General features: G+C 43.2%; 12 protein-coding genes and 2 tRNA genes. 13 read left to right on the forward strand and 1 reads right to left on the reverse strand.

Translation table 11 applies throughout. The features are described from left to right. Positions 1 to 3 precede the first annotated feature (3 nt). The 4 genes from LKD48_RS08235 to nagA all read left to right on the forward strand — a co-directional run bounded on the left by LKD48_RS08235 (position 4) and on the right by nagA (position 2,205). Positions 4 to 76: transfer RNA gene (locus LKD48_RS08235), tRNA-Val, on the forward strand. Between the two features lie 3 nt (positions 77 to 79). Further along, positions 80 to 153, forward strand: a tRNA-Arg gene (locus LKD48_RS08240). A gap of 160 nt (positions 154 to 313) precedes the next feature. Then, positions 314 to 1,045, forward strand: a complete 732-nt coding sequence (nagB, locus tag LKD48_RS08245) for a glucosamine-6-phosphate deaminase (protein ID WP_308731720.1) — start codon at positions 314 to 316, stop codon at positions 1,043 to 1,045. Between the two features lie 20 nt (positions 1,046 to 1,065). Beyond that, positions 1,066 to 2,205, forward strand: a complete 1,140-nt coding sequence (nagA, locus tag LKD48_RS08250) for an N-acetylglucosamine-6-phosphate deacetylase (protein WP_066559541.1) — start codon at positions 1,066 to 1,068, stop codon at positions 2,203 to 2,205. A gap of 66 nt (positions 2,206 to 2,271) precedes the next feature. Here nagA and pepF read toward each other — a convergent pair whose 3' ends face one another. After that, entirely contained in the window at positions 2,272 to 4,083 is a 1,812-nt protein-coding gene (gene pepF, locus LKD48_RS08255; RefSeq protein ID WP_308731721.1) for an oligoendopeptidase F, read from the reverse strand. A 306-nt stretch (positions 4,084 to 4,389) separates the two neighbouring features. On the opposite strand from pepF, the gene LKD48_RS08260 reads away from it, so the two are divergent. The 9 genes from LKD48_RS08260 to LKD48_RS08300 all read left to right on the forward strand — a co-directional run bounded on the left by LKD48_RS08260 (position 4,390) and on the right by LKD48_RS08300 (position 13,419). Next, a complete protein-coding gene (locus LKD48_RS08260; protein ID WP_308731722.1) occupies positions 4,390 to 4,824 on the forward strand; it encodes a hypothetical protein in 435 nt (144 codons plus the stop codon). 74 nt (positions 4,825 to 4,898) lie between these two features. Beyond that, a complete protein-coding gene (locus LKD48_RS08265; protein WP_308731723.1) occupies positions 4,899 to 6,410 on the forward strand; it encodes a flotillin family protein in 1,512 nt (503 codons plus the stop codon). Between the two features lie 129 nt (positions 6,411 to 6,539). Continuing rightward, the gene (locus LKD48_RS08270) at positions 6,540 to 6,755 is read left to right on the forward strand and encodes a hypothetical protein (RefSeq protein ID WP_118615718.1); all 216 of its coding nucleotides are present in this window, start codon (positions 6,540 to 6,542) and stop codon (positions 6,753 to 6,755) included. Continuing rightward, the gene (lgt, locus tag LKD48_RS08275; protein WP_308731724.1) at positions 6,748 to 7,512 is read left to right on the forward strand and encodes a prolipoprotein diacylglyceryl transferase; all 765 of its coding nucleotides are present in this window, start codon (positions 6,748 to 6,750) and stop codon (positions 7,510 to 7,512) included. Before LKD48_RS08270 ends, lgt begins: the two co-directional genes overlap by 8 nt. Positions 7,513 to 7,570: 58 nt before the next feature. Continuing rightward, complete coding sequence (gene ybaK, locus LKD48_RS08280; protein ID WP_227101467.1) at positions 7,571 to 8,056, forward strand: Cys-tRNA(Pro) deacylase; 486 nt, start codon at positions 7,571 to 7,573, stop codon at positions 8,054 to 8,056. A 50-nt stretch (positions 8,057 to 8,106) separates the two neighbouring features. Then, positions 8,107 to 8,607, forward strand: coding sequence for a GreA/GreB family elongation factor (locus tag LKD48_RS08285; RefSeq protein WP_227101468.1), 501 nt, complete (start codon positions 8,107 to 8,109; stop codon positions 8,605 to 8,607). A gap of 31 nt (positions 8,608 to 8,638) precedes the next feature. After that, positions 8,639 to 10,756, forward strand: a complete 2,118-nt coding sequence (locus LKD48_RS08290; RefSeq protein ID WP_308731725.1) for a glycoside hydrolase family 3 C-terminal domain-containing protein — start codon at positions 8,639 to 8,641, stop codon at positions 10,754 to 10,756. Between the two features lie 36 nt (positions 10,757 to 10,792). Beyond that, on the forward strand, positions 10,793 to 12,262 hold the full coding sequence (gene xylB, locus LKD48_RS08295; protein WP_227101470.1) for a xylulokinase: 1,470 nt from the start codon (positions 10,793 to 10,795) through the stop codon (positions 12,260 to 12,262). Between the two features lie 17 nt (positions 12,263 to 12,279). Beyond that, positions 12,280 to 13,419 (forward strand): 5-bromo-4-chloroindolyl phosphate hydrolysis family protein, encoded by a 1,140-nt coding sequence (locus LKD48_RS08300; protein WP_308731726.1) that lies wholly within the window; start codon positions 12,280 to 12,282, stop codon positions 13,417 to 13,419. The last annotated feature ends 18 nt before the right edge of the window (positions 13,420 to 13,437 follow it).

The following is a 13,437-nucleotide window of genomic DNA, read 5'->3' on the forward strand; positions in this document are numbered from 1 at the left end:
TTTGGGGTCTTAGCTCAGCTGGGAGAGCATCTGCCTTACAAGCAGAGGGTCATAGGTTCGAGCCCTATAGGCCCCATATGTACGCGTAGCTCAGCTGGATAGAGCGTCTGACTACGGATCAGAAGGCCGGGAGTTCGAATCTTCTCGCGTACATTATTGATAAGCGGTTTCTGCGAAAGCAGGAGCCGCTTTTGTAATATACCTAGTGATAAGGTTTTAGCTTTGAAAAACCGAGATATCAGTTTACTTATCTTTGTATTGATGATATAATAAAAAGACAAATATTATTTTTTTGAAAACGGAGGAAGTTTCAATGAGAATTTATTGTACCAAGGACTATAAGGAAATGAGCCGCAAGGCTGCAAATCTGATTTCTGCCCAGGTAATTATCAAGCCAGAATGTGTATTAGGTCTGGCAACCGGTTCAACACCAATCGGAATTTATGATCAGTTGGTAGAATGGTATCATAAGAATGATATCGATTTTTCCGAGGTAACAACTGTTAATCTTGATGAGTATCGCGGACTGACAAAAGAGAACGACCAGAGCTACTATTACTTTATGCATACTCATTTATTTGATCGTGTGAATATTCGCCCTGATCACTCCTTTATTCCGGACGGAACTTGTGAGGACAGCGAGTTTGAGTGCCGTCGCTATGAAAATCAGATTCGCTCTCTTGGTGGAATCGATATGCAGCTTCTTGGACTTGGACGTAATGGACATATCGGATTTAATGAGCCATCTGACAGCTTTGCACAGGTAACACATTGCGTAGATCTGACACAGAGTACAATCGATGCCAACAAGCGTTTCTTCGCGTCAGAGGCAGATGTACCGCGTCAGGCATACACAATGGGTATCGGAACTATCCTTCAGGCAAAGAAGATCCTTCTTGTAGCAAGTGGTGAGGATAAGGCAGAAGCAGTTAAGAACACATTATTTGGACCAATTACACCATATGTTCCGGCATCCATTCTTCAGATTCATCCGGACGTTACAATCGTTGCAGATGAGGCAGCATTGTCTCTTTGCAAGCTGTAAGCAAAAGAAAGGCAAACAGTATGAAAATTTTAAATGCAAAGATCTGCAGCAATGGTCAGATTTTTGATGGAGAGGTTACAGTAGACGGCGAGCGCATTGCGTCTGTTACGCCTAAAGAAACGTCGTCAAGCTCAGATGAAACAATCATTGATGCAAAAGGTATGTATGTGATTCCAGGCCTTCTCGATGTTCATTTCCATGGCTGTGTGGGATATGATACCTGTGATGCCTCAAAGGAAGCTTTTGATAAAATAGCGGAATACGAGGGCAGTGAAGGTGTTCTTGCGATCTGTCCTGCGACGATGACATATCCAGAGGATAAGCTTTCTGAGATTATGGACATTGCAGCAGATTATGAAAGTCCTGTGGGCGCAGATTTTGTTGGTCTTCATTTAGAAGGACCATTTATCAATCCTAACCGTGTTGGTGCACAGAACTCTGACTATGTACAAAAGCCAGATGCAGATATGCTTCTTCGTCTGCAGGAGCGTGCAAAGGGACGTATTCGAATCTGTGATGTTGCACCAGAGACAGAGAATGCAATTGACTTTGTAGAAAAAATCAAAGATCATGTGGCATCCGTATCTATTGCACACACTTGTACTGACTACGATACAGCAATGCAGGCATTTGAGCATGGTGCCAATCATCTGACACATGGTTTTAATGCAATGCCAGGTATTCATCATCGTAAGCCAGGTCCGCTTTCAGCAGCAGCAGATGCTGAAGCTGACGTAGAGCTGATCTGCGATAATGTTCATATTCATCCGTCAGTAGTACGTCTTGCGTTTAAACTGTTTACAGATGAGCATGTTATTTTGATCAGTGATACTATGAGAGCCTGCGGTCTTGAGGATGGCTGCTACGATTTAGGTGGTCAGCAGGTAGAGGTAAAGGGAAATCTTGCCACACTTGCATCTGATTCAGCTACAATCGCAGGAAGTGTTACTAATTTGATGAATTGTCTTCGCTGTGCAGTTAAGACAATGAAAATTCCATTTGCGAGTGCAGTAAAAGCTGCTACTCACAATCCGGCAAGAAGCATCGGCGTATTAGATGATTACGGCGATGTAGAAGCAGGAAAGTATGCAAATTTGCTTATTCTTGATGAAGAGCTTAATATTGTTCACATGATTAAGCGCGGAAAACTAGTGCGCTAATCAAAATAATTATAATTAAAAACGGACTGGCTGCAGATTATTTATCTGTTAGCCAGTCCATTTTATTTATTTGTCTTCTTCCTCTAGCTCATCAGTCAAACGGCAGATTTCATCAATCATGTCGCCAATTGTCTCAATAGTATCAAGAAGAGGTGCATCTGTTGTGATATCTACCTTTGCAAGTGCGGCAAGCTCAACAGGGGTCAGTGTGCTTCCAGCTGCAAGTACTTTCTTCCAGTCATCCACAGCAGTCTGACCTTCCTTTTCAATTCGCTTGCAGACCTGTGTGGCAACAGTCAGTCCAGCGCTGTATGTGTAGGAGTAAAGACCCATATAGTAGTGCGGCTGGCGCATCCATGTAAGCTCGGCTCCATCACAGATTTCTACATCATCGCCCCAGAAATCCTGAAGAGTTTTTTTCATGATGCTGCTTAATGTATCAGCCTGAACGCTGCCACCGTTGTCGATAATACGGTATACCTCGCGCTGATAAGCAGCCTCCATCAGATGTGTAACAAAGTTGTGATAGTAGGTGTTGCTGATCTGGCAGGAGAGTACCCAGCGGCGGAAACGCTTGTCATCATTTGACTGCAGCAGATAATGCGCCATTAAAAGCTCGTTCATAGTGGACGGGGCCTCAACAAAATATGAAGATACATCAGTGTCAAAGATGGACTGTGCGCTGTTGCAGGCACGGAAATGTCCAGCATGACCAAGCTCGTGAGCCAGTGTAAATACATCGGCCATGCGGTCGTTCCAGCTTAACAAAATAAAGGAATTAGTTCCGTAGGGGCTTGCGCAGAAACCACCAGTTGACTTGCCTTGATTTTTTGCAAAATCAACCCAGCGGTCACGATAAGCTTCACGCACCATATCTACATACTCTGGTCCAAGGATGGAAAGACCTTTTTCGATATATTCCTTAGAACCCTCAATAGTTACCTTTGGATCATATTCAGGGTCAACGGAAATTTTTAAATCAGCAAAGGTCATACGATCCAGCTTGTGAATTTTCTTTAACAGACGTGCATACTTGCGCATATGAACAGAGAGCTTTGTTGTAATCAGATCGATCTGACGGTCATAAAGCTCGCGGCTTACCTTCTGGTCAAACAAAAGACTGTCAAATACGCTTTCAAAACCGCGCAGTGTAGCCATTGTCTTTTCAGTCTGAACCTGTGAATTATAAGCGGCAGCAGTTGTGTTCTCATACTGAGCCAGTTTCTTGCTGAATGCATCAAAAGCACTGCGGCGGATTTGTGTGTCAGATTCATATTCATAGTCATCTTCAAACAGGGAGTAGCCAAGCGGATAATCCTTGTTATTAGCATGGAAGGAATCAAACTTCATGTCTGCAAGCTTAGTCATGTTGTAAATCTGATAAGGCGTGTTTAAGGTCTGAGAAAGTGCAGACAAGGCGCGCTCTGTCTCAGGATGCAGCTGATGCGGCTTACGGCGAAGTATGTCTTCAAGATAGATGCGGCTGCCGCCGGCAATTGCAATAGAAGCCTTCAGTGTTTCTTCGCTCTGCTCGGTAATTTCGCTGTTGATAAAACTTAAACGGCTGTTGATGTCAGAAATTATATTCATTACACGGTCATTTCTCTCTTGATTGTGGCTGTCATAATAATCAACCGAAACAGCCAGATCAGTATAATTGCCAGTCAGTGTCATCAGGCGAGTCATCTCCTGAAGATCATTTAAGCAGTCACAAATAGTTTCAGGCGTTGTCAGCTTTCCCTTAAAGCGTTCCTCCATAGAAGCACATAGAGCCTTCATTTTTTCAACATCCCTGTACATCGCTTCCTCAGTCGGATAAATCAGGGAAAGATCCCATGTCAGTTCAACAGGGACTTCATTTCTCATTGCTAAACTCATAAAATTTCACCTTTCTCTCAAACTATTGGCTAGTGCCGTGATTGAGCGTAGTCATCTTAAGTATATACATTTTTTAATAAAGAAGCAATCTCTTGACAGAAAATAAAAAGTATGATAATATTTTGTCAAGCAAATAAAGGGGAGTAGTGAAACGCCCATATATCTATATTTGGGGTGGGTTTGAAACCGTCAGCCGATGCGATAAGCATCCGTATCAAATGAGAAAGCGAGACTTTTATTGCGGTGTGTGCCGTGGTAGAGGTCTCTTTTTTATTATCCTAACCGTGGCACACGGAAAGGAGAGACATGAATGATTTCATGATGGAAAGAGAGATTCAAGAAGCTCTCACAGCAGGAGAAAATGCCCTGCAAAGCCTGTATGCAGCGAGTGAGCAACTAGACAGTGCAAGAAACTGGGGAATTGTCGATTTATTGGGAGGCGGATTTTTTACCGATTTAATTAAGCATTCCAAAATGGGAAAAGCAGAGAAGTATCTTTCACAGGCAAGATATTATCTTCAACAGTTCCAAAAAGAATTGCGTAATGTCGCAGCAGATGATACAATACAGTTACAGACGGGTGATTTTTTAAGCTTTGCAGATTTCTTTTTTGACGGAGTGGTAGCCGACTATCTGGTCCAGTCAAGGATCAATGAGACAAGAAGAAAAGTAGCCGAGGCAATCAGAAGAGTCGAAGAACTTACAGCAAAGTTGCGTGCAAAATATAGTTACTTCAACTAAGACAAAAATCACCAGATCAGACACATCAGTTGGGCATAGCAGCAAAGAGGATTCTAGAAAGAGAGGACAACAGTATGAAAACAGCATTGGCAGCAGTACAGCAATCATCATTTTTGGACACGGCAGCACTTCCTATTATTATCGTCGTGATCGCAATCATAGCCATTCTTGCAATATTAGCGAGCGGCTACGTTAAGGCACCGCCGGATCAGGCATACATAATTTCCGGTTTGAAAAAGGAAAGCAAGATACTTATTGGACGTGCCGGCATTAAGATTCCATTTTTAGAGAGAATGGATAAGCTGTATCTTGGACAGATGACAGTTGATATTAAGACAGAGCAGTCTGTTCCGACAAACGATTTCATTAATGTAAATGTGGATGCAGTTGCAAAGGTAAGAATCAATCCAACAACAGATGGAATTAAGCTGGCAGCAAAGAACTTCTTAAATAAAAAGCCAGGCGATATTGCACTTGATCTTCAGGATTCCCTTCAGGGTAATATGCGTGAGATCATCGGTACCTTGTCATTAAAAGTAATTAATACTGACAGAGACTCATTCTCCGATCAGGTTATGATGAAGGCGTCAAAGGATATGGATAAGCTTGGAATTGAGATCATTTCATGCAACATCCAGAATGTAACAGACGAAAATGGTTTGATCAAGGATCTTGGTGCTGACAATACATCACTCATTAAGAAAAATGCAGCCATAGCTAAGGCACAGGCCGACAGAGATATAGCTATCGCGCAGGCTGAGGCAGATAAGGCGGCAAATGAGGCGAGAGTTCTTTCAGATACGCAGATTGCACAGAAAAACAATGAGCTGGAGATTCGCAGGGCAGAACTTAAGATTATATCTGATAATAAAAAGGCTGAGGCAGATGCTGCTTACAAGATTCAGGCACAGTCACAGCAAAAGAGTATTGAGACAGAGACTGTGAACGCGCAGATTGCAAGAGCAGAGCGTGATGCCGAGTTAAAGAAGCAAGAGGTTGAGATTGCAAGACAGCGCCTTGATGCAGAAATCCGAGCAAAGGCAGATGCAGATCGTTACCGTGAAGAGCAGCAGGCACAGGCAGAGCTGTTCAAGCGCCAGAAAGAGGCAGAAGCAAAGAAGTTCGAGCAGCAGCAGGATGCAGAGGCAAAGAAAGCCATGGCAGAGGCAGTTCGATTTGCCAGAGAGCAGGAAGCAGAAGGTATCCGTGCAACTGGTCTTGCAGAGGCAGAAGCAATTCGTGCAAAGGCAACAGCAGAGGCCGAAGGTATAGATAAGAAGGCAGAGGCAATGAAAAAATATGGAGAGGCCGCAATTATCGAGATGATCATGCAGGCACTTCCAGAAATTGCAAAGAACGTTGCAGAGCCGCTGTCCAAGGTAGATAAGATCACCATGTATGGTGAAGGAAACAGTGCAAAGATGCTCCAGGATATCATAAACAGTACTACACAGGTAACAGAAGGACTGGCACAGGGAATGGGAATCGATGTAAAGGCATTATTATCAAGCATTGTCGGTGCAAAGATAGCATCAAATACACCAGAGGATCCACAAAAATCTGATTCAGACGAATACGAACAGTAAAAATTAAGGGCAGACAGCACATTGTCTGCCTTTAATTTACAACCTTTTTCATGTTGCCTTGACGGTTGAAAGATGCTGTGCTATTATGAGACTAGTCAAAAAAGAAAGGAATTGTGAAAGGAATTGTGTATGAAAGATCGTTTTGAAGCGAAGCTTATACTGTTTATCATACCGGCACTTGCCATCTGGGAAGTATTATATCAGCTTGTCATAATCAGGTTAATTCCAGCGGCAAAAAATGATACCGTTCATGGTGTAGGATTTGTCGTTTTAGTAGCTGCTGCCTGGCTGATATACCGCAAAAAAGCAGGAACAGAGTATGAGGAGGAAGATCAGGATGCATAGTATTTTATTTTCCATAGGGCCGTTTCACGTTTATGGATATGGCTTTATGATTGCAGTAGGAATTATCTGTGCATTTACGATAGGCTGTTTCCTTGCAAAGCGCTCCGGTCTTGATGATGATGCACTTTTTTCCATGGGACTAGTAGGAATAGTGGGCGGTATTATAGGTGCAAAGCTGCTTTACTATATTGTAGAGTTTCCTTCAATTATTGCAGATCCTTCTATTCTTCTTAATTTTGGAGAAGGATTTGTTGTGTACGGAGGCCTGATTGCAGGCTTTTTAAGCCCGTTAATTTACACCAGAATAAAGAAGCTTTCCTTCTTACCTTATCTTGACTGTGCAGTGCCAGGTGTAGCATTTGCACAAGGGTGCGGACGCATCGGCTGTTTTCTTGCAGGCTGCTGCTATGGAAAAGAGACATCCGCATGGTATGGTGTCACATTTCCGGCAGATTGTCTTGCACCGGCAGGTGTATCGCTTATTCCAACACAGCTGTTTTCAGCAGCAGGAGACTTTATATTTGCAATAATTCTTTTTATTTTGCAGAGAACGCTTTACAAAAAGAAGAAAAAGACATCAGGAATTGTTACAGCCGTATATTTGATGCTTTATGCAGTGGGCCGTTTTCTTATTGAATTTTTAAGAAACGATCCAAGAGGATCTGTTGGTGTATTGTCAACATCACAGTTTATCGCGATCTTTATGTTTGCAGCAGGCGCTGTTATGCTAAGCAGATTTGTAAAAAACAGCAACTGATTAAATATTTTGCCTACGGGACTACGACAGAAATATATAAGCAGAAAGGAAGACAACAATGGCAAAAGAAAAGATACCAAAAACGAATGCAATGCGCATACTTGACCGCCTCAAGATTTCTTATGAGGTGCTGTCATACCAGTGTGATGAATTTATAGATGGAATACACACAGCAGATACACTTGGGATTCCACATGAGAACTGCTTTAAGACACTCGTTCTTCAGGGAAAGAGCAAGGGATATAGTGTATTTGTTCTTCCAATCGAGGAAGAACTAAACTTAAAGGAGTGTGCAAAGGCAGTGAATGAAAAGTCAGTTGAGATGATCCATGTGAAGGACATCAACGCCGTCACAGGCTATATTCGCGGTTGCTGTACTGCCCTTGGCATGAAAAAGGAATATCCAACCATTATCCACGAGAGTGCGCTTGACTGCCCATATATATGCGTCAGTGCCGGAAAGCTTGGAGTTCAGCTAAAGCTTTCACCGCAGGATTTTATCAAGGCGACAGGTGCAAAAGCACTGAATATTATTCATGAGTAGGAAATTTAATAATACGCCAACTCGGTGTATAGAAAGGACATGAAATTCACATGGGAGAACGTTTAACGCAGGGAGATATCGATAAAATCAAAAAAGAGATAGAGTACCGCACACTCGTTGTAAGAAAAGAGGCGATTGAAGCTGTTTCAGAGGCAAGAGCGCAGGGCGATCTCAGTGAGAATTTTGAGTATTATGCGGCAAAAAAGGATAAAAACAAAAATGAGAGTCGCATTCGCTATTTAGAGAGAATGTTAAAAAACGCTACCGTTATTTCTGATGAATCACAGGAAGGCGTCGTAGGTTTAAATAAAACAATTGAGCTTTACATCGAAGAAATGGAAGAAGTACAGAAGTTTAAACTTGTGACTTCTGTGCGTTGTGATTCTATTGAGGGAAAAATCAGCATTGAATCACCACTCGGAAAAGCAATTAATGGTCATAGAGAGGGTGATCGTGTCTATGTAAAGGTCAATGAAAAGATGGGTTACTACGCAGTGATACGTTCAATCACTGACGGGGATGACAGCGAAGATGAAATCCGCCCATATTAATTACTATTAAATATGAAAGGGGTATATGAAAATGAACGATTTAGTACACAATGAGGAACGTCTTAAACAGCTTCGCGAACGCGCGAAAGAGCTGATTGGACAAATGACACTTGAGGAGAAGGTATATCAGACACTTTATAACGCACCAGCAATTGAACGCCTTGGAATTGCTTCTTACAACTGGTGGAATGAGGCTCTGCACGGTGTTGCAAGAGCCGGCACAGCAACAGTTTTTCCACAGGCAATCGGTTTGGCAGCAACGTTTGATGAAGATTTCATGGAGCAGATTGGTGATGCCGTATCTACAGAGGCGCGTGCAAAATTTAACATGCAGCAGGAGTTTGGAGATCATGATATTTACAAGGGCCTGACCTTCTGGGCACCAAACGTAAATATTTTCCGTGATCCAAGATGGGGCAGAGGCCATGAAACATTCGGTGAGGATCCGTATTTGACATCACGTCTTGGAGTGCGTTACATCGAGGGAATGCAGGGCCATGACGAAAAATATCTAAAGACGGCAGCATGTGCAAAGCATTTTGCTGTTCACAGCGGACCAGAGGGTATGCGTCATTATTTTAATGCAGAGGTGTCTAAGAAAGATCTCTATGAGACATATCTTCCAGCCTTCAAAGCATGTGTACAAGAGGGTAAAGTCGAGGCTGTCATGGGCGCTTATAACCGTACAAACGGAGAGCCATGCTGTGGAAGCAAGACTTTATTAAAAGATATTTTGCGTGATGAGTGGGGCTTTGAGGGTCACGTTACATCAGACTGCTGGGCAATTAAAGATTTCTATGAAGGTCATAATGTAACAAAGAATGCAGAGGAATCTGTTGCATTGGCAATGAATAATGGCTGTGATTTAAACTGCGGTACGCTGTTTGTTTATCTTCTTGATGCTGTTCGCGACGGTCTTGTAAAGGAAGAACGTCTTGACGAGGCACTTGTCAATCTTTTTACAACACGCATGAAGCTTGGCGTATTTGACAAGGCAGACGATAATCCATACAATAAGATTTCTTATTCAGTAGTTGATTCACCGAAGATGCAGGAATTAAACCTCACAGCAGCAAAAAGATGTCTGACGCTGTTAAAAAATGATCAGATGCTTCCGCTTGATAAAGAAAAGATCCATACAATCGGTGTCATTGGACCGAATGCCGACAATCGCATGGCATTAGTAGGAAATTATGAGGGAACTGCATCACGCTATGTGACAGTCTTGGAAGGCCTTGAGGATTATGCAAAGGAGCATCCAAGAGCAGACGGCGAGAAGATGCGCATTGTTTATTCAGAAGGATGCCATCTTTACAAGGACAGAAGCAGCAATCTGACTCAGAGCCGTGACCGTTTTGCAGAGGTGAAGGGTGTTTGCAAGGAAAGTGATGTAGTAGTTGTCTGCCTTGGTCTTGATGCCAGCCTTGAAGGCGAGGAAGGCGATACAGGAAATGAGTTTTCAAGCGGTGATAAGCTTGATCTGCGTTTCCCAGGTCTTCAAAATGAAGTACTTGAAGTGGCATACGAGAGCGGCAAGCCAGTAATCCTTCTTGTTCTGACAGGAAGTGCAATGGATCTGACATGGGCAGATGAGCATGTAAATGCCATTATGCAGTGCTGGTATCCTGGTGCACAAGGCGGAAATGCAATCGCACAGGTACTCTTTGGCGATGCATGCCCAGAAGGACGTCTTCCGGTTACTTTCTACCGCACAAGCGAAGAACTGCCGGAATTTACAGATTACAGCATGGAAGGTCGCACATACCGTTACATGAAAAATAAGCCGCTTTATCCGTTTGGATATGGTTTGTCATATACAGAGTTTTCGCTTGACAATGTGAAGCTTAGCACACAAAAGGTTACACCAGATGGTGTTGAAGTCACAGCAGATGTAACTAATATTGGACAGATGGATGGTACTCAGACCGTCTTAGTATATGTAAAGGCAGAACGCGAAGGAACACCAAATCCGCAGTTAAAGGGAATCGCAAAGGCAGCTCTTAAAAAAGGTGAGACAAAGACAGTTCACATTACGCTGCCAGAGGAAGCATTTGGACTTTGTGATGATGATGGCGTAAAGCGTGTTCATCAAGGCAGCTATACGATTTATATCGGTGAAAAGGCAGCAGGCACTGTTGTCAAAGATTAAAATAAAAAGGGAACAAAGTATTTGGAGGAAACGATTATGTATTATATTGGAATTGATCTTGGAACATCAGCTATCAAGCTTCTTTTGATGGAAGGAAACGGCAAAATCTGCAACATCGTATCAAAGGAGTATCCGCTCTCATTCCCAAATCCGGGATGGTCTGAGCAAAATCCATATGATTGGTATGATCAGATGATCGCAGGAATCAAGGAACTTGTAAACGGCTTCGACACAACAAAGGTTGCAGGAATCAGCTTTGGCGGACAGATGCACGGTCTTGTTATTCTTGATGAAAACGACAATGTTATCCGTCCGGCTATTCTTTGGAATGATGGACGTACAACAGAAGAAACTGATTATTTAAATAATGTAATCGGAAAGGATAAGCTTTCTGAGTACACAGCCAATATTGCATTCGCAGGCTTTACAGCACCGAAGATTCTGTGGGTGAAGAAGCATGAGCCAGAGAATTTTGCACGCATCAAAAAGATTATGCTGCCAAAGGATTACCTGGCATATCGTCTGACAGGCGTATTCTGCACCGATGTATCAGATGCATCAGGTATGCTTTTATTTGATGTAAAGAATCGCTGCTGGTCAAAAGAAATGTGTGAAATCTGTGGAATTACAGAGGACATGTTAGCTGGAATTTACGAGAGCTACGAGAAGGTAGGCTGTGTTAAGGAAGATCTGGCAAAAGAGCTTGGCCTTACAGATCATGTAGCAGTTGCAGCAGGAGCAGGAGACAATGCGGCAGCGGCAGTTGGAACAGGAACAGTAGGAGAGGGCAGATGCAACATTTCCCTTGGAACAAGCGGAACTATTTTTATCTCCTCTAAAAACTTCCGTGTGGACAGCAACAATGCGCTTCACGCATTTGCACACGCAGACGGCACATACCATCTGATGGGCTGCATGTTAAGTGCAGCATCATGCAACAAGTGGTGGATGGAAGAAATTCTTCAGACAAAAGAATTTGCAAAAGAGCAGGCTGATATTACAAAGCTTGGAGAAAACCATGTATACTTTTTGCCATATCTGATGGGCGAGCGTTCACCGCACAACAATCCAAAGGCAAGAGGAACATTTATCGGCATGACAATGGACACTACAAGAGCCGATATGACACAGGCAGTTTTAGAGGGTGTTGCATTTGCACTTAGAGATTCCTTTGAGGTAGCAAAATCACTTGGAATCGACATTAAGCGCACAAAGATCTGCGGAGGCGGAGCAAAGAGCCCACTGTGGAAGAAGATGATCGCTAATATTTTAAATATCAGCGTAGATGTCATCGAGAGCGAGGAAGGTCCAGGCCTTGGCGGTGCAATGCTTGCAGCAGTTGCATGCGGTGAGTACGCATCTGTAGAGGAAGCAGCAGGAAAGATCGTAAAGGTAATCGATACTGTAGAGCCAGATCCGGTACTTGCAGCAAAATACGAGGAGCGTTATCAGCAGTTTAAGCAGATCTATCCGGCATGCAAACCGCTCTTTGATATCATTGCGTAAATGAAGGGAAAATAAGTATGGACGAGAATGACTTCTCAAAGTTTGGACAAAGTATATGTGATACCGTCACAGATGCCGTGAACTCGGCTATGGAATCAATGGATTTTTCAGGATTAAGCGAGAAAATTTCATCGACAGCCGATCATATCATGCAGGAGACGGTAGGAGCATTTACCGGAAAAAATGGTCAGGGAAATAAAAAGGGAAATGTTTATGAAAAGACCGACAAAGAAAAGCTAGAGCTTAGGTTTACCAAAAAGACACCTGGAAAGGTATCAGGCATACTGATGTGCACCTTTGGCGGAATTGGCACAGCAGGCTTCGGCCTGCCGGCATTTATACTGCTTGTACTAGGACTGATCGGAAGACAGCCGCTTGTGACAAGCTGTGGCTTTTTAGGTTTCCTGCCGTTTGCCATTGCCTTTGGCATATTGTTAAAAAATGGCTGCGACCGCTTAGGACGTATAAGTCGCTTTGAGCGCTATAAAAGGTGCATTGGCACAAAGGCACTTTGCGCCGTGCGAAGCTTAAGCGGTGCTGTCGGTCTTCCTGAGAAAAAGGTGCAGAAGGAACTAGAGCGCATGATTTCACAGGGATATTTTCTGCAGGGCCATATGGATGATGAGAAGTCATGTCTGATTCTTGATGATGAGACTTATGAACTGTATTTGCATTCAAAACAGCAGATGGAGAATGCCAGACGCGAGGAAGAGCAGCAGGCAGGCAATAAAGAGGTGAGAGAAGCAGTTAGAGTGGGAATGGAATATATAAAGCAGATTCGCCAGATAAACGATGAACTGCCGCAGCCAGTGATAAGTGAAAAGTTAAGTCACTTAGAGGAGGTCATTGGACTGATTTATCTGAGTGTCCAAAAGACACCAGAGAAGATTGGCTCCATAAAGAGATTTACCGAATATTACCTGCCAAATACGATGAGCCTTGTAACAAGATACCGTGATCTTGACAGGATTGATACAGACAAAGCAAGAGAGTCCAAGGCGCAGATAGAGAATGCGCTAGACACAATCAACGACGCGTTTGACAAGCTTCTCGACAGCCTTTACGAAGATGACCGCATGAAGATTCAGACAGATATTGCTGTGCTGAAGACTCTGCTGTCACAAGAGGGGTTAGTCGATGACGGGCTTCATATGTAACCAGATGGGAGGATACTT

The sequence above is a fragment of the Anthropogastromicrobium aceti genome, from assembly GCF_020687335.1.
GTDB lineage: Bacteria > Bacillota > Clostridia > Lachnospirales > Lachnospiraceae > Anthropogastromicrobium > Anthropogastromicrobium aceti.